This is a genomic window from Neobacillus paridis (genome assembly GCF_016765675.1).
Lineage (GTDB): Bacteria > Bacillota > Bacilli > Bacillales > Cytobacillaceae > Neobacillus > Neobacillus paridis.
Map to the genome: position 1 here is coordinate 218,378 of NZ_JAESWB010000168.1, position 26,833 is coordinate 245,210.

A 26,833-nucleotide genomic window follows, 5' to 3' on the forward strand; every position below is an offset into this window, starting at 1 on the left:
AATCATTATAACAAATTTTTAATGGGAACGGAGAACGACTGGAAGCGTTTGTAAACAAGCAAGATGGATAGACTATAGTTATCTTATTAAGGCGTCTGCGCTTTTTGTTCTGTAAAGAAATAATATTGACAAAAATTTTATCGAAGGCTATAATTACCTTTGTTGCCTTGGGGTGATTCAAGTGAAATGGACAGTCAGTCAATTACAGAAATATCGTAATAAGGAATTTTTGTTCGATGAAACGATTCAGTTTGATGATCTTAAGCAGGATGATCCAACGATTCGTGAAGTATCGCCAATCCATATCAGTGGACATGGTGATATGGATTCGACGAAAGTTACCTTTCATTTTAAAATTGACGGATATTTAATCCTTCCTTGTTCTCGTACATTAGTGGATGTTAAGTTCCCGATCAATGTCGAAACAACTGAAACCTTCCTTTTTCAAGACTCGTTTGATCGAACTGAAGAGGAAGTTCATCAAGTAAAAGGAGAAGTGATTGATTTAAAACCAATCATCAGAGAAATTCTTTTACTTGAAATACCGATGCAAGTCTTTTGTGACGACGTGGAGACTGAGGAAGCCGCACCACAATCCGGAAAGGATTGGGAGGTTATTTCAGAGGACGCGGAATCAACTAAAATTGACCCAAGACTAGCTGGACTTGCTAAGTTTTTTGATAATAACAATCAAGGAAAAAAGTAAAGAAACATAACCCTGTTTCTTTATGCTTTCTTTATACTCTTTAAGGAGGTGTTGGAAATGGCTGTACCTTTTAGAAGAACTTCTAAAACGGCAAAAAGAAAACGTCGCACTCATTTTAAATTGAATGTTCCTGGTATGGTAGAATGCCCAAACTGCGGTGAAATGAAACTTGCTCACCGCGTTTGCAAAGCTTGTGGAACATACAAAGGAAAAGAAGTAGTTAATGATTAATAACAACTTCGTTTGCAAAGCACAAGGAACTTTTGTCCTTGTGCTTTTGTTGTAAGAAAAACAACTTTTTCCATAAAAAATCTACGATTCTGGAAGGGATGGATGAGGAGAATTGGCTTACACAATTGAAAAAAAGGACAAGGGATATTTATTATTTACAATCACCAGAAGTGAAAAACGTAATGCGATTAATTATGACGTCATGGACGGGCTGGCTCAAGCAATTAGCGAAGCAGTGCGGCCTGACATTAAGGCGCTAGTGATTACGGGTGCCGGGGAACAGGCCTTTTGTTCTGGAGGAGATTTATCCATTTTTCATTCACTTCATACTAAAGAGGAAGCGCTGCCAATGCTTTTAAAAATGGGTAATATTCTCTATTCATTGTTGACTTTACCTAAGCCAACAATTGCTTTAATAAATGGAACAGCCATTGGTGGAGGCTGTGAACTGGCAGCCGCCTGTGACTTTCGCTTGGCAAAGAAAGGAATCAAGGCAGGGTTTGTCCAAGGGAAACAAGCGATAACGACCGGCTGGGGTGGAGGTTCCATCTTAGCCGAAAAATTACCGGCCGCAATTGCTATGAAACTGTTAATAGATGCAGAACTAAATACGGCAGAGTATTTATATGAAGCGGGATTTATCCATTATCTATACGATGGGGATTCAGTTGAAGCTTGTGAATTTTATTTAGAAAAAATGTTAGCGAAAGAGCAAGCTGTATTAGAAGCGTATAAGAAAATCTGGATTGAAAAGTGGCAAGAATCTAAACTGCATGAAAGAATGATGCAAGAGATCAATCGATGTGCCGTATTGTGGGAGAGCGAAGCTCATCACCAATATGTTAAAACATTTATGGAAAAAAAAGTACATAAAGATTGAAAACATGACTTTTCCTTAAGTCTATCTTTTCTAGTAGGAGCATATGTATGATAAAAACACTACTAGGAGGGATATTCCTTATGTCTCAAACCCGACAAGATGCGTGGTCCCAAGACGAGGATTTGTTACTCGCAGAAGTTGTCTTAAGGCATATCCGTGAAGGCGGCACCCAGCTGCAGGCTTTTGAAGAAGTAGGAAAGCAGCTAACCCGAACTGCGGCGGCTTGTGGCTTTCGCTGGAATTCTTATGTGAGAAAGCAATATAAATCAGCTATTGATCTTGCTAAAAAACAACGAAAACGATTGAAACAGCCAGTTTTTGCAAATGAAACTGAAGCCGGCCCAGAAAATGAAAAGGTAAAGCCAGAATTAACAACAGTAATCGAAGAACAAAATAAGGCGGCAATAACCTTTCAGGAGGTAATGGATTTCCTAGAAGAATTACATCGGAAAGCAGAATCACAAGCGATCGTTGCAGGAGAACGAGAAGATTTTGTTGCGAAAATAAAAGACTTGGAAGAGAAAACTTACTATTTGGCTGCTGAAAATGAAAGACTAACAAAAAATCTCAAGGCGATTGAAGAGGATTACCGTTCCTTAATAGAAATTATGGAAAGAGCGAGAAAAATGGTTGTTCTTCAGGAAGATGACAGGCAACAGAAGGTAAAATTCCAAATGGACAAAAACGGTAATCTTGAAAGAATCGAAAAATAGTCAAAAGCGGACGAAAAGTCCGCTTTTAGTTATGTCCAGCTCCACAAGGAATGCTACGGCAGAATAGACATCGCACGAAGGAAAGCGTTAGCTTTTCGAGGAGCGTCTAGCCCCTCGAGGTCAAATAACCTTCTACCCAAAAAGTCAAAATACGAACTTTTAGGGTAGAAGAACATTTGCTTGTCGGGGCTGATCACTAAGGAAAGCTACTGAGAGAATAAGCTTCGCAGGAACAAGCTGTGCTTGTTCCGAAGACGCTTGCGCTTTTCTAATGATGTTGCGCCTCCACACCCTCAGGGTACCAGACAAGCGGATTTTCCCCACGGTCCCGCTCCATTTCATAATCAACACTGGCAAACCCCATCTTTTCCCAGAAACCTCGTGATTGCATTCGTGGATTTGTCTTGATTGGCATTCCAAAGCTTTTAGCAAACTCAACCAGCTGTTTGCCGAAACCTTTTCCCTGATAATCAGGTAAGACCTCAAGTTTCCATAATTCCAGATAATTTTGTGGTGGATAAAAATAACGATCAAATTTTGCATCGATTTGATATAAACTCATGCGGGCGACAAGCTTGTCACCAAAGTAGATTCCGTAAAAGGGGGATTCATTATCGTTGTCAATCATATTTGCTTCAAGATCTTCCAGCATTGAAAGTTCCTGAATTCCATATTCTTTAAATTTTTTAAATTCTTCCAGTGTTTTAAAGTTAATTTTTAATTTTTCCACATTTGTCCCCATATTACCCCTCCTGTAACCTCGCGTATTGTTTGAATATCTTTACTTTCTGTTGAATACCATGAAGTGAATCATGTTCACATTATTCAAAATGGAGTAATTTAATTATATAACAATAGCACAGAAATTTCCTCTAGGAACATCGGAAACGTTTTCAAAAAAATGCAGGAAATTATTGTGAGTGTGTAGAAATTTATTATCTGAAGAGCAACGGGGAAAAGAAAGGGGAAAAAGAATGCAGAAAATTCTAATAGCCAATCGGGGAGAAATTGCCCTTCGAATTATCAAGACTTGTCAAGCGATGGGAATAGAAACGGTTGCTGTATACTCTGAAGCCGATAAAGATATGCCCTTCGTAAAGGCAGCCACTAAGGCAGTATGTATTGGTGAACCGCCAGTTAACAAATCCTATCTACAAGCTGATAAAATATTGCAAGCTGCCATCGCTGAAGGAGCGGACGCCATTCATCCGGGTTACGGCTTTTTATCGGAAAACGCAGCATTTGCAAGACAAGTGATTGAGGCAGGACTTATTTTTATTGGCCCAAGTCCTGCAACAATTGAATTAATGGGTGATAAAATTATTTCCAGAAAAACGATGGAACAGGCCGGAGTTCCAGTAGTGCCTGGCAGCGGTGAGGGATTAAAATCAATGGAGGAGGCAATAAACTTAGCCGAAACCATTGGTTATCCGATTATGCTAAAGGCAAGCGGGGGAGGCGGCGGCATCGGTATGGTTCTTTGTGAAAATGAGCAGGCACTTAAGAATTCATATGCGTCAACGAAATCTAGAGCCCTGACTTATTTCGGCTCGGATGAGGTATTTATCGAAAAATATATCGCTAATGCCAGACACATAGAAGTTCAGATATTTGGTGATCAGCAGGGAAATATTGTTCACCTGTTTGAAAGAGACTGTTCTATTCAAAGAAGACATCAAAAGGTCATTGAGGAGTCGCCGTCCCCATTTCTTTCTGACTCTGTCCGCCGGAGAATGTATGATACAGCAGTAAAAGCAGCACAAGCTGTAAAGTACTCAAATGCTGGTACGATTGAATTTATTGTAGATGAACAAGAAAACTTCTATTTTCTTGAAATGAATACGAGATTGCAAGTAGAGCATCCTGTCACAGAAATGATTACTGGGCTGGATTTGGTTAAATGGCAAATTCTCGCTGCAAGAGGAGAATGTTTACCATTATTACAGCCGGAGATTTTTTCAGCGGGCCATGCGATAGAATTTCGACTCTATGCAGAAGATCCGGTTCGTTTCTTCCCTTCGCCCGGTAAAATGACTACTTTTAAGTGGGAAGAGGGACCTGGCATCCGGATTGATTTCGGTTACCAGGAAGGTGGAACGGTTACGCCATTTTATGATCCAATGATTGCAAAATGTATTTTTTATGGTGAGACAAGAAAACAAGCATTAGCAGCAGCGGAAGGCTTTTTTCACAAGTTGAAAATAGAAGGGATTAAAACAAATGCCCCGTTATTCCTAGCGGTACTTTCAAATAATGACTTTCTTAATGGGCAGTATACTACAAGTTTTTTAGCTAATAGGAGAGTATAAAATTTTTCCAAATTTTATACTCCTATGTCGCATAAATTCAACTCCGCCTCTGTCTTCGTCCATATGGACTTGTCAGTCGGCGAGTTTTCATTTAACGAAAAAATTCGTGAACTAGGGGAGTGGAAGATAATGAAAGAAATCACAGCGTCAATGGCTGGCACAGTATTGAAGGTTTTTGTCAAGACAGGCGATGATGTCCTTCCGGGCCAAGAGGTGTTAATGTTGGAATCAATGAAAATGGAAATTCCAATTGAAAGCAGCACGGAGGGAGTAGTGAAAGAGTTAAAGGTGAATATTGGTGATTTTGTCAATGAAGGAGATACTTTAATCGTATTGGTGTAGGAGCTAAGCAAGCGCTTGGCTTTGAAGGATCGCAAGTAGACGAAAAGAAAATAGAAATCCCTTGTCAAGTGAATTTGGCAAGGGATTTTTTCCTGAACCATTCAACATACTGATATATTTTGGTAAAATACGTTTATAACAAGCTATTAAAAGAGGGATCCAAATGAAGGTTGGCGTGGTTGGAGCAGGATCTATTGGTTTATTATTTGCTGCCTATTTAAGTAGAAAATTTGATGTCACTGTTTATACGAGAACAAAAGCGCAGGCGAAAGAAATAAATACACATGGTATTTTAGTGAAAAAAGGGGCTGGCAGGAAGGAATATCTTGTTAACGCATTACCTTTTGGAGAGTGGCAAGCCAGAGAGGATTTATCGATTATCACTGTCAAGCAGTATCAGCTTGCCGGGATTTTAGCAAAAATAAATCAATGGTCAGCTTTACCAAAAAATCTTTTATTTTTGCAAAATGGAATGGCCCATTTACAACAGATCGAGACAATCTTGAACGGTAATCTATTTGTCGGTTCCGTTGAACATGGGGCGACCAGAGAAAATTTCAATACGGTGAGCCATAATGGAATGGGGGTTACCAATGTTGCTGTTTTTAGAGGTGATTTGCAGCCGTTAAGGCAGTTTATTGCTGCCGCTCCCAAAGACTTTCCCTTTGTATATCAGGAGCAGTATAATCAGATGCTAGTAAAGAAACTAATTGTTAATGCCGTGATAAACCCCTTAACCGCCATTCTGGAGGTAAATAACGGCGCACTTATTGATAATTTCTATTATTATCAGGTGGCAGAAAAACTATTCAAGGAAATAACGTTGATTTTAGCGCTGAAAAACGAATCGGAATATTTCCAACAAGTACTGGATATTTGTCGGAAAACGGCTGACAACCGGTCCTCCATGTTAAAAGATATTGAGGCTAATAGAGTGACGGAAATCGACGCGATTTTAGGTTATATTTTAGCGGAAGCCAAAAAACAGAAAAAAGAAGCTCCACTGTGCCAAAGCCTATATTTACTCATTAAAGGTAAGGAAACGAATAAGGGAGGGATAGTAGCTTGACTGGTATCCTCTCAACCATTCTTACATTACTATTTTTCATCCCGATTTTAGGGTTTATTGTCATTTTTATCATTTATAAATTATTCTCTAAGAATACCCGCCATTCTGTACATAAAGCGCTTGATTTAACAACCATATTCTTTATCATCTCGGTTCATTTTTTACTTAAAACGATTTGGGGTCATTCATTTTTTGTCCTTATCATCTTGGTCATGATTGTGACTGCTATGGCTTTTGTGGTAGTCCACTGGAAGGTGAAAGGTGAAATTGATTTCACCAAGGTAATGAAGGGGTTCTGGAGGTTTACTTTTCTCTTTTTCTTTATTTTGTATGTTGGATTAACACTTTATGGATTAATGGAACGTGCGCTCTTCTTTACTTTTTCGTCCTAAAAAACGAAGCAAAGTTTTTTTTAAAATCGCGGCTAAATGGTATACTTCTATGGAGAATGAATTTGTTGACCAGAAAGGAAGTACATGAATGGAGATCCTGAATCTCTCTTTACCTGCAACCAACCGGTTTGCTTCGAATTATTTGCAACAATCAACGAGCGTTATGCCGTTTTTTCATTATTCGTATAATGATGCAAATGAAAGTCTAAACAGATTATCTGAATTAAGTGACCGCCCGTTTCCGCGGAACGAGGTGGCTCAACATATTGAACAGTTTATGAAGCCTTACCCATCTTCAAAGGCTGTTACCAACTCTCTTGACAAGCTTAAACAACAAAATAGCGTCGTTGTGATAGGCGGACAACAGGCGGGAATTTTGACAGGGCCACTTTATTCGATACATAAAATTATTTCCATTATCAAATTGGCAGAACAAAAGGAAAAAGAACTGGGTGTTCCTGTTATTCCCGTTTTTTGGATTGCTGGTGAGGATCATGATTTTCAAGAAGTAAATCACGTTTATATACCGGTCAATGAGAAAATCGATAAATGGACCTATCCGGAAAAAGTTTGGCAAAAGAAAATGGTGTCCGATATTCAGTTGGATAAGGAAGTTTGTCTCTCCTGGGTAGAAAAAGTGATCGAAATGTTCGGGGAAACAGATTATACCAATATGTTATTAGAATTTGCCATCGAGCAGCTTAATAGATCGACTACGTTTGTTGACTTCTTTGCCAATATTATCATGGAATTGTTTAAGGATGATGGACTCTTAATCGTTGATTCCGGAAATCCGGATTTTCGTCAACTGCAAAAAGAATTTCTCGTCAGGCAAATTGAACATCGTGAAGCGATTACCTCTTCATTATTAAAACAGCAACAGGAAATTGAAAAACAAGGGTTTCCGATTACGATCGATTCCAGTGAACACGCCGCAAACCTATTTTATTATGACACTAAACATCAGGAACGGATATTGCTCGAATATAATCATGATAACGATCGTTTCGTGGGGAAAAATGGTGCGATTTCTTTTTCAAAACAGGATTTAGTGGAACTGGCAAGCAGTAATCCTTCCGTTTTAAGTAATAATGTGGTAACGAGACCGTTAATGCAGGAGTGGTTATTTCCAACCATTGCCTTCATTGGGGGACCTGGAGAAATATCATATTGGGCAGAATTAAAACAGGTTTTTGAACATTTTCAAATCAAGATGCCGCCCATTGTACCTAGATTAAATATCACTTTCTTGGATCGATCGGTGGAAACAGATTTAGCGGAATTAAATTTAAGCCTATCTGCAGTGCTTCAGTCGGGCACAGATGATGCCAGAAACAAATTTCTCGAATCCATTGTTGATAAAGAGATTGATGGGTTATTTTCGGCTGCAAGGGATCAATTAGTAAAGCAGTACAAGGAAATTGAGGCGAAAACAGTTGAAGTAAACCGGGGACTGCTGCCGCTATTAAAGAAGAATGAAGCTTTTTTACTTAAGGAAATGACCTTCATGCAAACAAAACTTGAGGAAGCGGTTAAATTAAAACATGATGTCATATTGAAAAAATTCTCCCGTGTTGACTTAGCCTTGCGACCGAACGGACATCCGCAGGAAAGAGTATGGAATATCTTTGCCTACTTAAATCAATATGGATTAACTTTTATTAGAGATTTAATGAACTTAACCTATACCTTTGACGGCAGTCACAAGGTCATTAAATTATAGCCAAAACTCCACAATTGATGTGGGGTTTTTTATTTTTTTAAAGACACTCGTCCCCGTCAAAGATTCAAAAAAATATTATTTTAAAGAGGATTTTTTTATATACAAGGCGAATAGTTAAAAAAATGGGTGGTGGAAAGTGGGGGAATGTGGTACATTTTTATTAGAAAGTGGGGGTAGTGGGTATGTTTATGGGTGAATACCATCATAACATTGATAATAAAGGCAGACTGATAGTGCCCTCCAAATTCCGTGATGATCTTGGTGAAATGTTTATTATCACGAGAGGTTTGGACCAATGTTTGTTTGGTTACCCGATATCAGAGTGGAAGCTGATTGAAGAAAAGCTAAAAGCTTTACCTCTTACGAAAAAAGATGCCCGCGCCTTTACTCGTTTTTTCTTCTCAGGGGCAACTGAGAGCGAACTTGATAAACAGGGAAGAATTAATATCCCTGCACCACTTTTGCAATATGCGAAATTGGACAAGGAATGTGTGATTTTAGGTGTTTCCAATCGAATCGAAATTTGGAGCAAACAGATTTGGGAAGACTATTTTTCACAGTCTGAAGAGTCTTTTGCGGAAATTGCAGAAAATATGATTGGCTTTGATATTTAATGGGTAGGTTATGGAAATATATTTTCTGACAGATTTGATTGGAAAAGGTGGTACAAAAGATGTTCGATCATACAACTGTGTTACTTGAAGAAGCTGTAAATGGACTTAATATTAAAGCAGACGGGATTTATGTCGACTGTACATTAGGTGGAGCCGGACATAGCTCCTCGATTCTTTCAAAGCTTACGGCGGGTGGAAAGCTGTATGCTTTTGATCAAGATGAAACCGCAATTGAACATGCCAGAAAAAAACTGATGAATGTTGGGAATCCATTTGAAATTATTAAGAGCAATTTTATTCATTTGCAGGAAGAACTCGAAAGCCGAGGAGTTTTAAAAGTAGATGGTATTCTTTATGACCTCGGTGTTTCGTCACCGCAATTAGATACACCGGAAAGAGGCTTTAGTTACCATCATGATGCGCCCTTAGATATGAGGATGGACAAAGACGCACACTTTTCAGCTTATGATGTTATTAATGATTGGGCATATGAAGACTTGGTTCGCATTTTTTTTCGCTATGGTGAGGAAAAATTCTCTAAACAAATTGCCAGAAGGATTGAAGCAGCTAGAGAGAAAAAACCGATTGAATCGACCGGAGAACTGGTCGAATTGATTAAAGAAGCCATTCCTGCGCCTGCCAGAAGGAAAGGCGGTCACCCGGCAAAACGGATTTTTCAAGCGGTGAGAATAGCAGTGAATGATGAATTGGCCGTATTTGAACAATCTCTTCATCAAGCCATTGAACTTTTAAAACCAAATGGAAGAATTTGTGTGATTACTTTTCATTCTCTAGAGGATAAAATTTGTAAAGCGGCTTTTAAACATGCAAGCACTACTCCGGATTTGCCTCCAGGCCTTCCTGTTATTCCTGATGAATACAAGCCTATTTTGAAATTAATCACAAGAAAACCAATCCTCCCGTCCGAGGAAGAGCTGGAACGAAATAATCGAGCGAGATCGGCAAAGCTGCGGATTGCCGAAAAATTATAAAGAATAATCTGGAGGGGAAATATGTGAGTAATCTTGCCAGGGAAATTCAACAGCAACGGGTGGAACAAACAGTTCAAGAACAAAGACAAATAAAAATTAGAAAGTCTTGGCTGACACCAGGGGAAAAAATTATTGGTGTCGCCTTTGCCGGATTAGTTTGTTTTGGGGCTGTGCACATTATCTCCAATCAAACACAAATTTATCAGATTAACCAAGATATCCAAAAAGTTGAAGCAAAGATTAATGAACAGGAAAAACTTAATGGCGATTTGCAGGTTCAAGTAAAAAATTTAAGTAAATATGAACGAATTTATAAAGAGGCTAAAAAGATGGGTCTTGAAATAAACAATAACAACGTCAAGGTAGTGCCGGAAAAATGAACAAAAAGCAACCATATATTAATGTTGGAGCAGCGATATTGTTTGTAATATTCGGTCTGCTCTTTTTTGTAGTACTTTGCAGATATTTTTCTATTCAAATCACCGGGGAAGCAGCAGGACAGCCTCTTGCGGCAAAAGCACAACAAAAATACAGCCACAGTGAAATCTTGCAGGCGTCAAGAGGAGAAATCCTTGACCGCAATGGAGAAATTGTGGCTGAAGATACCTCATCCTATAAATTAGTAGCGATCTTAAGTAAAAAGATGACGACAGATTCGAAAAAGCCAAGACATGTCAAAGATCCGGAAAAAACAGCCAAAGAATTGGCGAAGGTTATCAAGATGAATGAAACAAAGATTTATCGCATCTTAACAAATGGGATTAAGAGAAACCAATTCCAGGTTGAATTTGGTAAAGCGGGAAAAGATATCAGCTTTGAAACAAAGACAAAGATTGAGAAACTGCATTTGCCAGGAATCATTTTTCAACGCGATTCGCAACGCTACTATCCCAATGGGGTGTTTGCTTCCCATGTGGTTGGTTATGTTGATCAGGTTCAACAAAAAGATAAAACTTATAAAACCATTGGCCAAATGGGAATTGAGAAATCATATGATAAGGTATTGGCCGGGAAGAACGGCAAAATGAATTATGAAAGCGACGTCTGGGGGTACCTGCTGCCGGATAAAAAAGAAACCATAACTCCGCCACAAAACGGAAAAGATATTTATCTAACGATTGATAAAAAAATACAGACATTTTTAGAAGATGCTATGGATAAGGTTGTTAACAAATATCAACCGCAAAAAATTATCGCGATTGTGGCCGATCCGAAAACCGGAGACATATTAGCGATGGGACAGCGGCCAACATTCGATCCAAAAACAAAGGATGGCATTAATCAAAGCTGGCATAATGAGGCGATTGAAACATCTTATGAACCAGGCTCAACGATGAAAATTTTTACGCTTGCTGCAGCTGTTCAGGAAAAAGTATTTAATCCAAATGAAACCTATCAGTCCGGTTCCTATCGGGTTACCAGTAAGGATCGACCTATCCATGATCACAACTATATAGGCTGGGGACCCATTACCTTTTTGGAAGGTGTCCAGCGGTCTTCCAATGTCGCATTTGCCAAAATTGCCAAAGAAAAACTAGGCTTTGACCGGCTTCGGGAGTATCTATCAAAATTTGGTTTTGATAAACCTACTGGTATTGAACTTCCTGATGAAACATCTGGGAAAATTCAATTTACCTATCCAATTGAGAAAATTACGACTGCCTATGGGCAAGGGACGGCGATTACCGCGATTCAGCAAATACAGGCAGCAACCGCGATTGCCAATGATGGAAAAATGGTAAAGCCACATATTGTCAAAAAAATTGTTGACCCTAGAACGCGAAAAACAGTTGAAGAAACCACCCCGGAAGTTGTTTCAACTCCGATCTCTGCGGAAACTGCCAAAACAGTTCGGGATTATCTGGAAACGGTTGTCACTTCTCCGAAAGGAACAGGGGGACGTTATAAACTCGACGGTTACAGCGTAGCCGGGAAAACGGGAACAGCCAATATTCCGGGCCCTAATGGCCGCTATTTATCCGGTGCTAACAATTATATTTTTTCATTTTTAGGAATGGCACCAAAAGAAGATCCCAAATTAATTGTTTATGTGGCTGTTCAACAACCAAGGTTAACGGGCATAGAAGCAGGTCAAGGGGCGATTCCGGTTTCCGCTATTTTTAATCCGGTGATGCAAAATAGCCTGCAATATTTTAACATTCAGCCATCCAATATTGAAAAGCCAGTCTTTAAAAAGCTGTCCGATTTTGATGGGAAATCGGTAGCAGAAACGGTAAAAACCTTAAAAGAAGAAGGTTATCAAGTGGAAGTACTTGGAAAGGGTGAGGATGTAACCGGTCAGCTTCCAAAGCCGGGAACCACTGTTTTAGAAGGGGAGAAGGTTATCCTTCGAACAAATGGTGCTTTGACTGTCCCGGATATGACGAATTGGTCATTAAGAGATGTAATGAAGGTAGCCCAATTAACGGGCTTAAAACTAAGCACAAAGGGTAAGGGGTATGTAACCGCCCAAAATATTAAACCAAAAGCACTTGTTCATCAAGGGGATTTCTTAATTGTTACCCTAAAGACTCCTGAAGAAGAGTGGCAAGCAGACAATAAGTCTGTCAAAAATAAAGCAAATTCCTCAGATGAAAATAAAGATGGAGTTATTCAGGATTGATGGAAATCCCGCTGAAACATGCGGGATTTTTTTGCTGTCATTCTTGATTCCGGTCTATAGGAAAAAGTACAAGCATATAAATGAACGATACTGTAAAGGAGGATCGTTCAAAATATGCGTGTTTCCAATGTAACTGTCCGTAAACGTCTGTTAATTGCATTGATTGTTGGGGTTCTTATTTTTTTAGTTATCGATGTTCGCTTAGGTTATGTACAATTTTATCTTGGCAATATGCTGACTGACCGGGCAAAAGACTCGTGGAGCCGAAATATTCCTTTTGAACCTGAGCGTGGACGAATCATTGACCGCAACGGGGTCCCATTGGCAACCAATATTAGTGCCCCAACCGTCTGGGTTGTCCCTAGGCAGATCAAAGATCCGGCTTCCACAGCTGAAAAGCTAGCCGAGGTGCTAAACATGTCCAAAGAGAAGGCTTACCGAGAGATTACCCAACAGGAAAGAATTGTTCGGATTAAGGAAGGGAGAAAAATTTCCCATCAAAAGGCTAAACAGATTAGGGCCCTTAGTCTTGACGGTGTTTATATCGGCGAAGACTCAAAGCGCCATTATCCCAATGGCAGCTATCTTTCCCATGTTCTTGGGTTCGCCGGAGTGGACAACCAGGGATTAATGGGTTTGGAGAAATATTATGATAAAGAGTTAAGCGGCAAACGTGGCTCGGTTAAATTTTATGCCAATGCAAAAGGGGAACGAATGAATGATATGGCCGATGATTATGACCGTCCGACAAACGGGCTTGATCTAAAGCTGACCATCGATTCTAAAATTCAAAAAATTATTGAAAGAGAGCTGGATATTGCGGAAGCGACCTATAATCCAGATGGCATTATTGCCATTGCCATGAACCCCAATAATGGTGAAATATTAGCGATGTCAAGCCGGCCAACTTTTGATCCTGCGAAATTTCAGAGTGTTCCGCAGGAAGTCTATAACCGCAATCTTCCGGTGTGGATGACCTACGAACCTGGTTCCACATTTAAAATAATTACCCTTGCCGCCGCATTGGAGGAGGGCAAAGTTAACCTGGAAAAAGAACATTTTCATGATTCCGGTTCCGTTCAAGTAGCAGGAGCGAGGTTAAAATGCTGGAAAAGAGGCGGCCATGGAGATCAAAGCTTTTTAGAGGTTGTCGAAAATTCCTGTAACCCGGGGTTTGTTGAGTTAGGAGAAAGATTAGGCAAGGAAAAATTGTTTAAATATATTAAAGATTTTGGCTTTGGTCAAAAAACAGGAATTGATTTACAAGGAGAAGGAACAGGAATACTATTTAATATGGATCGGGTTGGACCGGTAGAACTGGCGACGACTGCATTTGGACAGGGTGTTTCGGTAACGCCGATTCAGCAGGTGGCGGCGGTTGCCGCAGCCGTCAATGGCGGCACATTATATAAGCCGTTTATTGCAAAGGAGTTAATTGATCCTGTGACTGGGGAAATCGTTATGCGAAATACTCCGGTTGCAAAAAGGAAGGTTATCTCTGAAAAAACTTCCAAGGAAATCCGCCATGCCCTCGAAAGTGTAGTTGCTCAAGGAACGGGCGGTAACGCCTTTGTAGAATCCTATCGGGTCGGTGGAAAAACTGGTACAGCGCAAAAGGCACAAGGCGGAAGATATCTGGAAAATAACTTTATTGTCTCATTTATTGGCTTTGCCCCGGCTGATGATCCACAAATCGTTGTCTATGTGGCCGTTGATAATCCTAAAGGGGTAAGAGCGTTCGGGGGCACAATTAGTGCACCAATTGTCGGTAATATCATGAAGGATAGTTTGAACGCAATGGGTGTGAAGCCAAGGAAAGGCCAAATTAATAAAGAAATAAAGTATCCGAACACTCCTTTGATAGAACTGCCTGACTTTGTTGGACTAAAGAAGAATGAACTTCAGCAGCAGCTCGTTAATTTAAGAATAGATGCAAGTGGCGAGGGTGATATTGTGGTTAGGCAGTCTCCAGAGCCGGGGACAAAAGTAAAGCAAGGAGCAAAAATTCGCCTCTACTTTGGCAAAGCGGAGGAATGAAATGGTGAAGGGGGGAGGCGGCACAATTTAGGCCCTCCTTTTTTTATATACTCACCAATAAACAAAATAGCAAAAAAAGATTTTTTCATGTAAAATAAGGTGAAACTTTCGTCAGAAGTTATAAATTGAAATCTTTTGACAAAATGTAGGTCATGAGAGGATTTGAGGAAAAATGAAATTGCAACAGCTGCTTACCCATTTACATCCTTTAGTTCCCTTCACAGAAGAGAATCCGGAAATAACATCGATTGAAAACGATCATCGAAAGGTACAAAAGGGAAGCTTATTTGTTTGTATTAAAGGTTATACCGTTGATGGGCATCATTTTGCCGAATCAGCTGTAAAAAGCGGTGCAGTCGCTGTACTTGCGGAAAGGCCGCTTGAGCTTGCTGTACCGGTAATTACTGTAAAAGATACTCTCCGCGCCATCGCGGTTCTGGCAGATGTCTTTTACGGTCAGCCGACGCAACAGCTGCATTTAATCGGAATTACTGGAACGAATGGAAAAACGACCACAAGCCATTTAATTGAAAAAATATTTGCCGATCATGGGCAAAAAACAGGGCTTATTGGTACGATGTATACAAAAATAGCAGATAAAACAATTGAGACAAAAAATACTACTCCTGAGAGTCTGACGCTGCAAAAAACCTTCCGGCAAATGGTCGAAGAAGGTGTCGAGATGGCAGTTATGGAGGTGTCTTCCCATGCCTTGGATTTGGGGAGGGTACATCGCTGTGATTATGATGTTGCTGTTTTTACCAATTTAACCCAAGACCACCTTGATTATCATAAAACGATGGAAGAATACAAACGGGCCAAAAGCTTGTTATTTTCCCAGCTAGGAAATTCGTTTAACTTAAAAAAGCCCAAATTTGCCATTTTAAATGCCGATGACCCGGCTTCAGAGCTGTTTAAAAAATCCACCGCTGCCCATGTATATACATATGGAATTGATCATCCGGCCGATATTCAGGCTGTTAATATCGAAATGACGACAACAGGAACAGGCTTTGATTTACTCGTCGGAAAGGATAAATACCCTGTACATCTGCAGCTGCTGGGGAAATTTAGTGTCTACAATGTTTTGGCAGCTATCTCCGCTGCACTTGTTTCCGGAATACCTGTCCTTGAGGCGATTGCTTCGATTGAAAAAGTCAATGGTGTTGCAGGACGATTCGAACTTGTGAAGGCCGGCCAGGATTTTACCGTGATCGTCGATTATGCCCACACACCTGACAGCCTTGAGAATGTGTTAAAAACAATAGAGCATTTTGCCAAGAAAAAAGTATTTGTTGTTGTTGGCTGCGGCGGCGACAGGGACCGAACGAAACGTCCATTAATGGCGCAAATAGCTTGCAGGTATGCAACCAATCCAATCTTCACTTCTGATAATCCCAGAAGTGAAGACCCGATGGCCATTTTAAAGGAAATGGAAGCAGGGGTACAAGGCGAGGATTATTTAGTCATCCCTGATCGAAAGGAAGCCATCAACTATGCAGTGAAGCAGGCTGAAACGGGAGATGTCGTGTTAATAGCCGGGAAAGGACATGAAACATATCAGATTATTGGCAATGAGGTTCATGACTTTGATGATCGGCTTGTTGCCAGGGGAGCAATAGAGGAGAGATAAGAAAATGTATTTGGCACTTCTCGATTTAATGGATTTATTTCCTGAGAAACATGGGGTTGAAACGAATATTTTGTTTCAGACGGTTAGTGATCAGGCAAATATTCTCCAGCCAAAGGGTTTATTTATACCGATACCGCTTAATAATCAGCCAAATGAATTGTCATTGGCAATTGAAAATGGGGCTGTTGCCGCCCTCTGGGAGCAGGGGAAGAGCTTGCCCCGCTATACGCCAAATCAATTCCCAGTATTTTTTACCACGGATTTGGCTGAAGCAACCAGAAAAATACTTTTACGCTATATAGAGAATTTAAACGGGGAAATAGATAATAAAATGGAACGAACAAACTTTAAATTTATCAACAAAAAACTTCTTAATAAAAATAATAAGACATATGATATTGCTGTAATGTTAAATAAAATTGCCAAAGTTCAAGCCCAAAATTCGGAAAGGAGGGGATAAAATGCTGGAGCAAGTTATTATTTTCACGATCATCATGGCTTTTCTCATTACGGTATTGCTTTCTCCGATTTTTATTCCCTTCCTTCGAAGATTAAAATTTGGACAAAGCATTCGTGAAGAAGGACCAAAATCGCATCAAAAAAAATCAGGTACGCCTACAATGGGTGGAATCATGATCTTATTTTCGATTGTGATCACAACGATTGTGATGACTGGAAAGTTTTCGGAACCAACCGTAAAAACATATTTGCTGCTATTCGTAACGCTCGGATTTGGATTATTAGGATTTTTGGATGATTTTATCAAGGTCGTGATGAAGCGTAACTTAGGGTTGACCTCAAAGCAAAAACTTTTAGGACAAATTATTATTTCGGTCATCTTTTATCTAGTTTATATCCAAAAAGGGTTTTCAACGGAAATCAGCATTCCTTTTACTGATTCAAGTATTGATTTAGGCTGGTTTTTCGTCTTTTTCATCGTTTTTTGGTTAGTTGGCTTTTCCAACGCTGTTAATTTAACCGATGGACTTGATGGTTTGGTGTCAGGCACCGCGGCGATTGCTTTTGGGGCATTTGCCGTCCTCGCCTGGAGTCAGCTCCAAATGGATATTGCGATTTTTTCTGTTGCTGTTGTTGGTGCTGTCCTTGGTTTTTTGGTTTTCAATGCACATCCGGCAAAGGTGTTTATGGGCGATACCGGATCGCTTGCGCTCGGAGGGGCAATTGCAGGGATTGCCATTTTAACGAAGCTCGAACTGTTACTCATTATTATTGGCGGTGTGTTTGTCATTGAAACACTGTCCGTTATTCTCCAAGTTGCCTCGTTTAAAATGACTGGCAAGCGTATTTTCCGAATGAGCCCGTTGCATCATCATTATGAACTTGTCGGCTGGTCGGAATGGAGAGTTGTGGTTACTTTTTGGTCAGTTGGATTAATCCTTGCTATTTTAGGAATCTATATCGAGGTGTGGTTGTAATTGAAGCAGATTAAGACGTATCATCATAAAAAAATTCTCGTATTAGGTTTAGCAAAAAGCGGCGTAACAGCTGCCGCTTTATTACATAGGCTTGGCGCTTTTGTTACGGTAAATGATAAAAAGCCTTTTTCGGAAAATCCCGAGGCTCAAGGGCTGCTGGAGCAAGGCATTAAGGTGATTTGCGGAGAACACCCAGTCGAGCTGCTCGACGAAGGGTTTGAGCTGATTGTTAAAAATCCTGGAATTCCCTATGAAAACCCAATGATCCAAACCGCTTTGGATAAGGGGATTCCGGTGATTACGGAAGTGGAGCTCAGCTTTCAAATATCCGAAGCGCCGTTTATCGGAATAACCGGCACAAATGGAAAAACAACAACGACAACGTTAATTTTTGAGATGTTGAAAGCCGGAAATAAAAAGCCATTAATTGCCGGTAATATCGGCACAGTTGCTTCTGGTGTTGCCGAAGAAGCAACAAGGGAAAATACCATTGTCATTGAATTATCATCCTTCCAATTGATGGGGGTTGCTGCCTTTAATCCGAAAATCGCCGTGATCACAAATATTTATGATGCCCACCTTGATTATCACGGAAGCAAAGAAGCTTATATAAAGGCAAAAGCAAATATTACTAAAAATCAGACAGAAGATGAATATTTAATTGTCAATGCGGACCAAAATGAAACGATCGAAATTGCCCGTCAATCAAAAGCACAAATTATTCCTTTTTCGACAAAGAAGATTGTCGACAATGGTGCCTATATACGTGAAGGATGGGTCTGGTTTCGCGGAGAAAAAGTGGTCGCGGTTGAAAAGGTAGCAACAAATATTGAAAATATTTTATGTGCTGTCGCTGCTGCAAAACTTTCAGGTGTAGAGAATAGTGCCATTTCACAAGTGCTTAAGTCATTTACAGGGGTGAAACACCGCCTGCAATTTGTCGCCGAACGAGCAGGTAGAAAATTTTATAATGACTCAAAGGCAACGAATATGATTGCTACCATCAATGCTCTTACCGCTTTTGACACTCCGGTGATCCTGCTTGCAGGGGGTCTTGACCGCGGTAATGAATTTGATGACCTGATCCCTTATTTGCAAGATGTTAAAGTACTGATAACCTTTGGGCAGACTGCCCCTAAGCTGGAACGGGTTGGGAAATTGGCCGGAATAAAAAAAATAGAGCGTGTCGATAATGTTGATAAGGCAGTACCTGTGGCGTTCGCCTACTCGGAGCCAGGTGATGTCATTTTGTTATCTCCTGCCTGCGCCAGCTGGGATCAATATAAAACTTTTGAAGTCCGGGGAGACATTTTTATTGAAGCGGTGCATAAGCTTAAGTAAGGGCTTGGCCCACTTTCTGTTCACAATGGTGGTGCGCTAGCCTGATAAACTTGTTAGTAGAGGTGTATAGTGTGCCGACAAAGAGAACAGCTCCCGACTTTATTTTAATACTTGTAACCTTTACACTGCTGGCCATAGGTCTTATTATGGTGTACAGCGCAAGCGCAATTTGGGCCGAATATAAGTTTCATGACTCCTTTTTCTTTGCCAAAAGGCAGACCCTTTTTGCTGTTATTGGTGTACTGGCGATGTTTTTTATCATGAATATTAACTACTGGACATGGCGAACATGGGCAAAGGCGATTTTAATTGTTTGTTTCGTGTTGTTGATTTTGGTGCTTATTCCCGGAATTGGCAATGTGCGAAATGGCTCGCGAAGTTGGATTGGGGTCGGTGCTTTTTCGATTCAGCCTTCAGAATTCATGAAGCTGGCGATGATTGCTTTTCTTGCCAAATTTCTGTCTGAACGGCAAAAGCAGATTACCTCGTTTAAGAACGGCCTCGTACCTTCTCTGGGAATTGCTTTTCTTGCATTCGCCATGATTATGCTGCAACCGGATTTGGGTACCGGCACGGTCATGATCGGAACATGTGTAGTGATGATTTTTATTGCTGGTGCCAGGATTAGCCACTTCGCATTTTTGGGATTATTGGGAGTGGCCGGTTTTGTTGCTCTCATTGTGTCGGCTCCTTATCGGATCAAACGAATTACCTCGTTTCTCGATCCGTGGTCAGACCCGCAGGACAGCGGCTTTCAAATTATTCAATCACTTTATGCGATTGGTCCGGGTGGTTTGTTTGGTCTAGGTCTCGGCGAGAGCAGGCAAAAGTTTTTTTATTTGCCGGAACCACAAACGGATTTTATCTTTGCGATTCTTTCTGAAGAATTAGGCTTCATCGGGGGATCGTTTATCATCCTGTTATTTGCCCTGCTTTTATGGCGGGGGATTCGCATCGCCTTAGGTGCTCCTGATTTATATGGCAGCTTTCTTGCGGTGGGGATTATTGCCATGGTTGCCATTCAAGTGATGATAAACATTGGTGTTGTTACCGGCCTGATGCCGGTTACCGGGATTACCCTGCCATTTTTAAGCTATGGAGGGTCATCGTTGACATTAATGTTAATGGCCATCGGCGTTCTCTTGAATATTAGCCGTTATTCCAGATATTGAAGAATACCCTGTTATTGGCAGGGTTCTTTTTAGCCGATAGGAAAGTATAAAAACTTTCCTATTAGGCATAAGTGCAACTACGCCTCTGTCTTCGCCCTTTAAGGCTCGCCAATCGGCGAGTTTTCTTTATGAAAAAAGGGACATTTAGATGTTTTTCATTAAAAATGAGTAACATTATTTTTTCATAGGCTTTTTTTCAATTCTTTTTATAGTAGAATGTGTTTAGAATAGTGGTGTAATGCGCCATATAGTTTTTGAGGTGAGGAAATGAAGATCGTTGTCAGCGGTGGGGGAACTGGTGGACATATTTATCCTGCACTCGCATTAATCAGGGAAATTCAAAAGGTAAATAAAAATGTAGAGTTTCTATATATAGGTACGCAGAATGGACTGGAAAGTAAGCTTGTACCACGTGAGAATATTCCGTTTAAGTCAATTCATATTACCGGTTTCAAACGAAAGCTCTCCTTTGAGAATGTTAAGACAGTCTTTCGATTTTTAAAAGGAGTTCAAGACAGTAAAAAAATGCTGAAGGATTTTAATCCGGACATTGTGATCGGAACCGGCGGTTATGTTTGCGGACCTGTAGTATATGCTGCAGCCAAGCGGCGAATTCCGACGGTTATCCATGAGCAAAACAGTGTTCCCGGTCTTACAAATAAGTTCTTAAGCCGTTATGTAAATAAGATTGCGATTTGCTTTGAGGAGGCAAAGGAGTTTTTTCCAAGCGAAAAAACGGTTTTCACCGGAAATCCCCGTGCTTCTGAAGTTACAGGAAAAGATGGAATGAAAGGACGGTTATCTGCCGGATTAAGTATAACAAAACCAGCAGTGTTAATTTTTGGCGGCAGCCGCGGTGCCAGGCCGATTAATGAGGCAGTTGTCAAGGCGCTGCCAGAATTTGCGAATAAAGCGTACCAGGTACTTTATGTAACCGGTGACGTCCACTATGAGGATGTTAAAAAGGAAGCTGAGCTTGTGGGCAATCCGAATAATGTCGTAATTAAGCCATTTATTCATAATATGCCTGAGGTGCTCGCGGGCATGGATTTAGTTGTCTCCCGGGCCGGGGCCACAACACTTGCCGAAATAACTTCACTTGGAATTCCCAGCATCTTAATTCCCAGTCCATATGTAACGAATAACCATCAGGAGAAAAATGCCCGCTCCCTCAGTGATCATGGAGCAGCGCAATTATTGCTGGAAAAAGAGTTAACCAGTAATACACTGGTTGGACATATTGAGAAGATATTACTAAATCAACAAACAATTGAGGAAATGAAGCAAAAGTCTAAAAAAATGGGTGTTCCTGATGCTGCCTCAAGGTTATATAAAGTGATGGAACAACTGATAAAAGAAAATAAAAAGTAGCCCAATTTCATTTCTTGCATAAATTAAATTATACGAATGGATGGAAAGTTAGGGTGATATATATGAACGAAATTATCGCTGAGTTACAGGCTTTAAATATTGGAAAAGTAAAAGAAAATGAACTACTAGCCAGCCATACCACGATAAAAATTGGTGGCCCGGCAGACTTGTTTATTGAACCAGCTTCGATTGATGAACTAAAAAAAGTAATGAATGTTATTAAAAAATATCATCTAAAATGGCGCGCCATTGGCCGGGGCTCTAATCTTTTAGTTTCCGATAAAGGGATAGAAGGGGTGGTCATTAAACTTGGTCACGGTTTGGACCATTTAGAGATAAACGACACTGAAATTACGGTTGGCGGGGGTCACTCGCTTGTCAGTTTATCCACGTTAATTAGTCGGAAGGGACTGTCGGGATTAGAATTTGCCAGCGGTATTCCTGGATCGGTAGGCGGGGCTGTTTATATGAATGCAGGTGCGCATGGATCGGATATTAGTAAAGTCCTAACAAAAGCTCACATTTTATTCAATGATGGCTCAATGGAATGGCTTAGCAATGAAGAAATGGAGTTCTCCTACAGAACGTCTATCCTGCAGAAGAAACGTCCTGGTATTGTGGTTGAAGCTGTGTTTCAACTTTCAGCTGGCGAGCGAAAGGAAATTGTTTCCATTATGCAAAAAAATAAAGATTATCGGAAAGTTACCCAGCCATGGAACTATCCATGTGCCGGAAGTATTTTTCGTAATCCGCTGCCAAATTATGCAGGAAAGTTAATTGAGGAGGCTGGGTTAAAAGGGTACAGAATCGGCGGAGCAGAAATTTCTGAGATGCACGGTAATTTTATCGTTAATGCCGGTAATGCTACCGCGGATGATGTTCTAGCGCTGATTCAATATGTTAAAGATACGATATACAGTAGATATCAAATAAAAATGGAAACTGAGGTCGAAATAATAGGGAGAAAGTAAAAGAAATAGTCCCGCGGATTACCAATTTTGTGTTATAATAACTGATATTATTAATGGTCGTATTCTGAAAAAATAGCTGGCGGCATGATCTATCGTGCCGTTGTTTTCTCTTTTTAGAACAGCTTTATTTATCATTTTGGACAAGCTTTTTTACAAGAAAATGTGCAACCACTTTTAGGGTGGAGGAATATAAATGGACAAAGGTAAAATCGTTGCACTTGAAGACCGAATACCCAAACTAAAGGAACAAAGGCGGCGTAAGGCGAATAGACGGCTCGTGATCCTATTACTATTGTTTTTTGTCATGATTGTGATCATCGCCTACACACAATCACCTTTGAGCCGCGTTAAATCAATTCTTGTCAAAGGGAATGAAGTATATTCCGATAAGGAGATCATTCAAAACAGCAGCTTATCAAATAGAACGAATATTTGGAATGTTAAACAGCAGGTTATTGCTGAAAAACTGGCGAAGTTGTCCGAAATTAAAAAAACAGAAATTACGATTCATTGGCCAAACACCATTATTATTACGGTAGAGGAATATAAGAGAACTGCTTACTTGAAACAAGAACAATATTATTTTCCTGTCATGGAAAACGGTAAGGTCCTTAAAGACAAAAAAACGGAAATTATTCCGACCAATTCTCCGATTCTTTTCGATTTTAATGAAGGTGCTGCCCTAAATGAAATGATAAAAAGTTTGGAAACTCTTCCTAAGGAAATTGTCAATTCTATTTCCGAAATCCATTATACTCCTACAAAAACAGACCCTTACCATATTTCCTTATACATGAATGATGGTTTCGAGGTAAGCGCCACGTTAAGAAGCTTTTCACAAAAAATGGCTCATTACCCTTCCATTATCAGTCAATTGGATATGAATAAAAAAGGAATTATTGACTTGGAAGTAGGTTCATACTTCAAGTCGTTTGATACCGAAATGGAGGAAAAAAAAGGTGAATAGGATAAAGGTAAAGGGCAATCATGTTATTTTGTCCCTTGTAAGCCTGGTTCTTGGGTTTATCATTGCTTTTTCCTACCATCTGACCCAATTGCAAAATACAAAACCAAAAATGACTGACCGGCAATATAAGCAAACTTTGGCACTTCGAAATCAATTAATTGAACAAGAAAAGACAAATCGCAAGCTGCAAAAAGAGTTAAACCAAAAGCAAGCGAAAGTTCAAAAATATGAAAAGGAGTTTGCCAAAGAGGCGAAAGTTTTTGCAAACTTGGCTGAGGATGCTGAAAAATACCGGTTATACATTGGAAAAGTAAAGGTAAAAGGAAATGGGATAAAAGTTACTCTGGCTGATGGAGCCTATGATCCAAAGGAAGGGAATGTTAACAACTATTTGGTGCATGAACATCATGTATTTAAAGTGATCAATGAACTATACATATCGGGAGCAGCGGCGGTGGGAATTAATGGACAGAGGCTGACAAGTCATTCTTATATCGTCTGTAATGGGCCGGTTATTACAGTTGATGGTGTTCCGCATCCTGCCCCATTTGTGATTACGGCTATCGGCGATCCGGATATTTTGTCCTCTTCCTTAAACTTAACGGGCGGCGTGAAGGACCAACTGGTAAATGATAATATTGTTTTTAAACTGGAGAAGGCTAATAACATTACATTTGGACCGATCATTGGCAGTTAATCCTTTGTCCACATATTAGACGATCAAACGGGTATCTGTTAGTGCGCTCTGTTTCTTATTCAATGAAGGTTAGGTGACAAATGTGGACAAGAAAAAGGGGAAGATTAGTTTTACATTCATTGCCACTGTTATTGGTTTTATGATTGCCGTCCAATTCCAAACTGTAAAAAAACCGGTTGAACGTGATACACGAGATATTTGGCAGCTTCGAGAAGCGTTATTAACAGAAAAAGAACTCCAAAGTAATTTGTTGACGGAAATGCGTTTAAACGAAGAAAAACTGGCAGCTTATGAATCCAAACGAAAGCAAAGCAAAGAACAGGCTTTACGGGATACATTGGAAGAATTAAAAAGTGAAGCAGGCTTAAAAGAGATGACCGGACCGGGAATTATCATCACTATTGAGCCCGTATTGGAAGGTATTAAGGTGGGGGAACCGATTTCAAATGTTGTTTCCCCTGAACTATTACAGAGATTATTAAATGAATTAAATATGTATGAGGCCAAGTATATCTCCATTGATGGGCAAAGAGTTGTTAATACGACAGTGATAAGAGACATTAATGGAGAAACGAAAATCGATGGACACGCAATTAAAAAGCTGCCGCTTGAAGTTAAGGCAGTTGTTGATGATCAGAATAAAGCTGAGACGCTTTACAATCGGATGAAAGTTTCAAAAGCCGGGGATGAATTTTTTATCGAAAACTTACGGCTTTTGATCAGTAAACCCACTTCCAATATTATTGTTCCGGCTTTTGAACAGCCGATTCGGGTCCACTATTTGGAACCGGTGAAAGAAGGGGGCGTTTCCTAATGTGGCTTCCATTTGTTGGATTAATTGTCGGCATAATTCTAGGTTTGCTAACAGAAATACGCATTCCTGTAGAATATTCCAATTATTTGTCGATAGCTGTCTTAGCGGCATTTGACACATTATTTGGCGGAATCAGAGCCTATTTACAAAATATTTATGATGAAAAAGTATTTGTCTCGGGTTTCTTTTTTAATATAATACTAGCTGCAAGTTTAGCTTTTCTCGGTGTTCATCTTGGTGTAGACTTGTATTTAGCGGCAGTATTTGCATTTGGTGTCAGACTGTTTCAAAATATTGCCGTAATTAGGCGAATATTATTGACAAAATGGTCAACGACCAAAGAAAAGTTAGAAAAAAGTTGAAAATTTTTAAAGGGAATCATTCAGTTGTGACGAATAATTTTATAAGATATACTTATGAACTTATCATTTAATTAAAAGCTATTGTTGTTCGACTGAAAGGAGATCTTAAGGAGGTGCCAAAGAATGAACAGCAATGAAATATACGTTAGTCTTGACATCGGTACATCCAGTGTAAAAGTAATCATTGGTGAAATGGTCAATGACTCGGGAAAAGGCTCTTTAAATATTATTGGTGTTGGAAATGTTGAATCAGAGGGCTTGCGTAAAGGTTCGATTGTCGATATGGACGATACCGTTCATTCGATTAAGCGGGCGATTGAGCAGGCGGAAAGAATGGTAGGCTTAGAGATTAACGAAGTGGTCGTCGGAATTCCCGGTCATAGTATAAGCTTGCAGCCTTGTCATGGAATTGTGGCTGTTTCCGGGCAAAACCGGGAAATCACCAATGAAGATGTTACGCGTGTAATCGAAGCCGCTTATGCGGGTTCCATACCACCAGAAAGAGTCAATATGGGGGTTATCCAAAGACAGTTCATCTTGGATGGAAAAGATGAAATTCATGATCCACGCGGAATGATTGGTGTTCGTTTGGAAATGGATGGCACACTCGTTACCGGCTCCCATTCTATTCTTGCCAACATCATTCGCTGTGTTGAACGCGCTGGATTAAATTTTTCGGACATTATTCTTCAGCCGCTTGCTGCCGGAGATTATGCGTTGTCGAGGGATGAAAAAAATCTTGGTGTCGCCCTGATCGATATCGGTGGTGGGTCAACAACGATTGCCGTTTTTGAAGAAGGATTTTTAAAAGCGACAAGTGTGATCCCAGTAGGGGGAGACTTGATTACGAATGATCTTTCAAAGGTTTTACATACTTCTACCGAGGATGCAGAAAATATAAAGGTAAAATATGGACATGCCTTCTATGATTATGCTTCGGAGGATGAGTTTTTTAGTGTCCCGATTATTGGAAGCGATCAGCATCAACAATTCAATCAGCTTTATGTTTCAGAAATAATAGAAGCAAGAATGGAAGAGATTTTTGAGTTGGTTGCCAAAGAGTTAAAACGTTTAGGGGTAAATGATTTACCGGGCGGCTTCGTTTTAACAGGCGGAACAGCCAACATGCAAGGGGTATTGGAGCTTGCTCAGGATATGTTTAAAAATCCTGTCCGCATTGCCAGACCGGATTATATTGGTGTAAGAGAACCTCAGTATACAACCGCGGTTGGTTTGATTAAATATGCCTACAAGAATGCTAGATTGCCAGGAGGAACAGTCAGTTCCCAAGCTAGCGTTTCTGAATCAACCGAAAAAAAATTGCCAAAACAACAACCTAAAGTAAAAGCAGAAAAACATCCAGAAGAAAAAATGTCATCAAAAGTAAAAAAATTCCTTGGTTACTTTTTCGAATAAGATGGGCGGAAAAGGAATATCG

General features: G+C 40.1%; 27 protein-coding genes. 26 read left to right on the top strand and 1 reads right to left on the bottom strand.

Annotated features, from left to right (window positions below; translation table 11 throughout):
- Positions 1–181: 181 nt before the first annotated feature.
- The 4 genes from JK635_RS10110 (at position 182) to JK635_RS10125 (ending at position 2,530) form a co-directional block, all read left to right on the top strand.
- Positions 182–706 (top strand): YceD family protein, encoded by a 525-nt coding sequence (locus tag JK635_RS10110; protein ID WP_202653824.1) that lies wholly within the window; start codon positions 182–184, stop codon positions 704–706.
- Positions 707–763: 57 nt separating this feature from the next.
- Positions 764–937: a 50S ribosomal protein L32 gene (rpmF, locus tag JK635_RS10115; protein ID WP_042456138.1), complete on the top strand. Its 174-nt coding sequence runs from the start codon at positions 764–766 to the stop codon at positions 935–937.
- 112 nt (positions 938–1,049) lie between these two features.
- Positions 1,050–1,817 carry an enoyl-CoA hydratase/isomerase family protein gene (locus JK635_RS10120; RefSeq protein ID WP_202653825.1) on the top strand — a complete coding sequence of 256 codons (768 nt, stop codon included), beginning with the start codon at positions 1,050–1,052 and terminating at the stop codon, positions 1,815–1,817.
- 80 nt (positions 1,818–1,897) lie between these two features.
- On the top strand, positions 1,898–2,530 hold the full coding sequence (locus JK635_RS10125) for an RsfA family transcriptional regulator (protein ID WP_202653826.1): 633 nt from the start codon (positions 1,898–1,900) through the stop codon (positions 2,528–2,530).
- 268 nt (positions 2,531–2,798) lie between these two features.
- Here the strand turns inward: JK635_RS10125 and JK635_RS10130 are convergent, their stop codons facing one another.
- Complete coding sequence (locus JK635_RS10130) at positions 2,799–3,272, bottom strand: N-acetyltransferase (protein ID WP_202653827.1); 474 nt, start codon at positions 3,270–3,272, stop codon at positions 2,799–2,801.
- 232 nt (positions 3,273–3,504) lie between these two features.
- Here JK635_RS10130 and JK635_RS10135 point away from each other — a divergent pair, with 232 nt between their 5' ends.
- The 22 genes from JK635_RS10135 (at position 3,505) to ftsA (ending at position 26,811) form a co-directional block, all read left to right on the top strand.
- A complete protein-coding gene (locus tag JK635_RS10135) occupies positions 3,505–4,839 on the top strand; it encodes an acetyl-CoA carboxylase biotin carboxylase subunit (RefSeq protein ID WP_202653828.1) in 1,335 nt (444 codons plus the stop codon).
- A 129-nt stretch (positions 4,840–4,968) separates the two neighbouring features.
- Positions 4,969–5,181 (top strand): acetyl-CoA carboxylase biotin carboxyl carrier protein subunit, encoded by a 213-nt coding sequence (locus JK635_RS10140; RefSeq protein ID WP_202653829.1) that lies wholly within the window; start codon positions 4,969–4,971, stop codon positions 5,179–5,181.
- A gap of 163 nt (positions 5,182–5,344) precedes the next feature.
- Positions 5,345–6,250, top strand: coding sequence for a 2-dehydropantoate 2-reductase (locus JK635_RS10145; protein WP_202653830.1), 906 nt, complete (start codon positions 5,345–5,347; stop codon positions 6,248–6,250).
- Positions 6,247–6,642, top strand: coding sequence for a DUF3397 domain-containing protein (locus JK635_RS10150; RefSeq protein WP_202653831.1), 396 nt, complete (start codon positions 6,247–6,249; stop codon positions 6,640–6,642). The genes JK635_RS10145 and JK635_RS10150 overlap by 4 nt, the downstream gene beginning before the upstream one ends.
- Positions 6,643–6,730: 88 nt before the next feature.
- Positions 6,731–8,365, top strand: coding sequence for a bacillithiol biosynthesis cysteine-adding enzyme BshC (gene bshC, locus JK635_RS10155; RefSeq protein WP_202653832.1), 1,635 nt, complete (start codon positions 6,731–6,733; stop codon positions 8,363–8,365).
- A 182-nt stretch (positions 8,366–8,547) separates the two neighbouring features.
- Positions 8,548–8,979, top strand: coding sequence for a division/cell wall cluster transcriptional repressor MraZ (mraZ, locus tag JK635_RS10160; protein ID WP_202653833.1), 432 nt, complete (start codon positions 8,548–8,550; stop codon positions 8,977–8,979).
- Between the two features lie 59 nt (positions 8,980–9,038).
- The gene (gene rsmH, locus JK635_RS10165; protein ID WP_202653834.1) at positions 9,039–9,971 is read left to right on the top strand and encodes a 16S rRNA (cytosine(1402)-N(4))-methyltransferase RsmH; all 933 of its coding nucleotides are present in this window, start codon (positions 9,039–9,041) and stop codon (positions 9,969–9,971) included.
- A 23-nt stretch (positions 9,972–9,994) separates the two neighbouring features.
- Positions 9,995–10,351 carry a cell division protein FtsL gene (ftsL, locus tag JK635_RS10170; protein WP_202653835.1) on the top strand — a complete coding sequence of 119 codons (357 nt, stop codon included), beginning with the start codon at positions 9,995–9,997 and terminating at the stop codon, positions 10,349–10,351.
- Entirely contained in the window at positions 10,348–12,594 is a 2,247-nt protein-coding gene (locus tag JK635_RS10175) for a penicillin-binding protein (RefSeq protein ID WP_202653836.1), read from the top strand. The genes ftsL and JK635_RS10175 overlap by 4 nt, the downstream gene beginning before the upstream one ends.
- Positions 12,595–12,708: 114 nt before the next feature.
- The gene (locus JK635_RS10180) at positions 12,709–14,631 is read left to right on the top strand and encodes a stage V sporulation protein D (RefSeq protein ID WP_202653837.1); all 1,923 of its coding nucleotides are present in this window, start codon (positions 12,709–12,711) and stop codon (positions 14,629–14,631) included.
- A gap of 172 nt (positions 14,632–14,803) precedes the next feature.
- Positions 14,804–16,264: a UDP-N-acetylmuramoyl-L-alanyl-D-glutamate--2,6-diaminopimelate ligase gene (locus JK635_RS10185; RefSeq protein ID WP_202653838.1), complete on the top strand. Its 1,461-nt coding sequence runs from the start codon at positions 14,804–14,806 to the stop codon at positions 16,262–16,264.
- Positions 16,265–16,268: 4 nt separating this feature from the next.
- A complete protein-coding gene (locus JK635_RS10190) occupies positions 16,269–16,724 on the top strand; it encodes a hypothetical protein (RefSeq protein WP_202653839.1) in 456 nt (151 codons plus the stop codon).
- A 1-nt stretch (position 16,725) separates the two neighbouring features.
- A complete protein-coding gene (mraY, locus tag JK635_RS10195) occupies positions 16,726–17,700 on the top strand; it encodes a phospho-N-acetylmuramoyl-pentapeptide-transferase (RefSeq protein ID WP_202653840.1) in 975 nt (324 codons plus the stop codon).
- Entirely contained in the window at positions 17,701–19,041 is a 1,341-nt protein-coding gene (gene murD, locus JK635_RS10200) for a UDP-N-acetylmuramoyl-L-alanine--D-glutamate ligase (RefSeq protein WP_202653841.1), read from the top strand.
- Between the two features lie 71 nt (positions 19,042–19,112).
- Positions 19,113–20,213, top strand: coding sequence for a stage V sporulation protein E (spoVE, locus tag JK635_RS10205; RefSeq protein ID WP_202653842.1), 1,101 nt, complete (start codon positions 19,113–19,115; stop codon positions 20,211–20,213).
- Positions 20,214–20,480: 267 nt separating this feature from the next.
- A complete protein-coding gene (gene murG / locus JK635_RS10210) occupies positions 20,481–21,584 on the top strand; it encodes an undecaprenyldiphospho-muramoylpentapeptide beta-N-acetylglucosaminyltransferase (protein WP_202653843.1) in 1,104 nt (367 codons plus the stop codon).
- 62 nt (positions 21,585–21,646) lie between these two features.
- Positions 21,647–22,555, top strand: a complete 909-nt coding sequence (gene murB / locus JK635_RS10215; RefSeq protein ID WP_202653844.1) for a UDP-N-acetylmuramate dehydrogenase — start codon at positions 21,647–21,649, stop codon at positions 22,553–22,555.
- Between the two features lie 193 nt (positions 22,556–22,748).
- A complete protein-coding gene (locus JK635_RS10220) occupies positions 22,749–23,522 on the top strand; it encodes a cell division protein FtsQ/DivIB (protein ID WP_202653845.1) in 774 nt (257 codons plus the stop codon).
- Positions 23,515–24,219 (top strand): DUF881 domain-containing protein, encoded by a 705-nt coding sequence (locus tag JK635_RS10225; RefSeq protein WP_202653846.1) that lies wholly within the window; start codon positions 23,515–23,517, stop codon positions 24,217–24,219. The genes JK635_RS10220 and JK635_RS10225 overlap by 8 nt, the downstream gene beginning before the upstream one ends.
- Before the next feature lie 82 nt (positions 24,220–24,301).
- Positions 24,302–25,033, top strand: coding sequence for a DUF881 domain-containing protein (locus tag JK635_RS10230; protein ID WP_202653847.1), 732 nt, complete (start codon positions 24,302–24,304; stop codon positions 25,031–25,033).
- The gene (locus tag JK635_RS10235) at positions 25,033–25,395 is read left to right on the top strand and encodes a small basic family protein (protein WP_202653848.1); all 363 of its coding nucleotides are present in this window, start codon (positions 25,033–25,035) and stop codon (positions 25,393–25,395) included. Before JK635_RS10230 ends, JK635_RS10235 begins: the two co-directional genes overlap by 1 nt.
- Positions 25,396–25,518: 123 nt before the next feature.
- Positions 25,519–26,811, top strand: a complete 1,293-nt coding sequence (gene ftsA / locus JK635_RS10240; RefSeq protein WP_202653849.1) for a cell division protein FtsA — start codon at positions 25,519–25,521, stop codon at positions 26,809–26,811.
- The last annotated feature ends 22 nt before the right edge of the window (positions 26,812–26,833 follow it).

Coding starts and splice junctions, on each gene's coding strand:
- rpmF (WP_042456138.1), top strand. CDS start 764: ATGGCTGTACCTTTTAGAAGAACTTCTAAAACGGCAAAAAGAAAACGT.
- JK635_RS10125 (WP_202653826.1), top strand. CDS start 1,898: ATGTCTCAAACCCGACAAGATGCGTGGTCCCAAGACGAGGATTTGTTA.
- JK635_RS10130 (WP_202653827.1), bottom strand. CDS start 3,272: ATGGGGACAAATGTGGAAAAATTAAAAATTAACTTTAAAACACTGGAA.
- JK635_RS10135 (WP_202653828.1), top strand. CDS start 3,505: ATGCAGAAAATTCTAATAGCCAATCGGGGAGAAATTGCCCTTCGAATT.
- JK635_RS10140 (WP_202653829.1), top strand. CDS start 4,969: ATGAAAGAAATCACAGCGTCAATGGCTGGCACAGTATTGAAGGTTTTT.
- JK635_RS10145 (WP_202653830.1), top strand. CDS start 5,345: ATGAAGGTTGGCGTGGTTGGAGCAGGATCTATTGGTTTATTATTTGCT.
- bshC (WP_202653832.1), top strand. CDS start 6,731: ATGGAGATCCTGAATCTCTCTTTACCTGCAACCAACCGGTTTGCTTCG.
- mraZ (WP_202653833.1), top strand. CDS start 8,548: ATGTTTATGGGTGAATACCATCATAACATTGATAATAAAGGCAGACTG.
- rsmH (WP_202653834.1), top strand. CDS start 9,039: ATGTTCGATCATACAACTGTGTTACTTGAAGAAGCTGTAAATGGACTT.
- JK635_RS10175 (WP_202653836.1), top strand. CDS start 10,348: ATGAACAAAAAGCAACCATATATTAATGTTGGAGCAGCGATATTGTTT.
- JK635_RS10180 (WP_202653837.1), top strand. CDS start 12,709: ATGCGTGTTTCCAATGTAACTGTCCGTAAACGTCTGTTAATTGCATTG.
- JK635_RS10185 (WP_202653838.1), top strand. CDS start 14,804: ATGAAATTGCAACAGCTGCTTACCCATTTACATCCTTTAGTTCCCTTC.
- JK635_RS10190 (WP_202653839.1), top strand. CDS start 16,269: ATGTATTTGGCACTTCTCGATTTAATGGATTTATTTCCTGAGAAACAT.
- mraY (WP_202653840.1), top strand. CDS start 16,726: ATGCTGGAGCAAGTTATTATTTTCACGATCATCATGGCTTTTCTCATT.
- murG (WP_202653843.1), top strand. CDS start 20,481: ATGAAGATCGTTGTCAGCGGTGGGGGAACTGGTGGACATATTTATCCT.
- murB (WP_202653844.1), top strand. CDS start 21,647: ATGAACGAAATTATCGCTGAGTTACAGGCTTTAAATATTGGAAAAGTA.
- JK635_RS10220 (WP_202653845.1), top strand. CDS start 22,749: ATGGACAAAGGTAAAATCGTTGCACTTGAAGACCGAATACCCAAACTA.
- JK635_RS10235 (WP_202653848.1), top strand. CDS start 25,033: ATGTGGCTTCCATTTGTTGGATTAATTGTCGGCATAATTCTAGGTTTG.
- ftsA (WP_202653849.1), top strand. CDS start 25,519: ATGAACAGCAATGAAATATACGTTAGTCTTGACATCGGTACATCCAGT.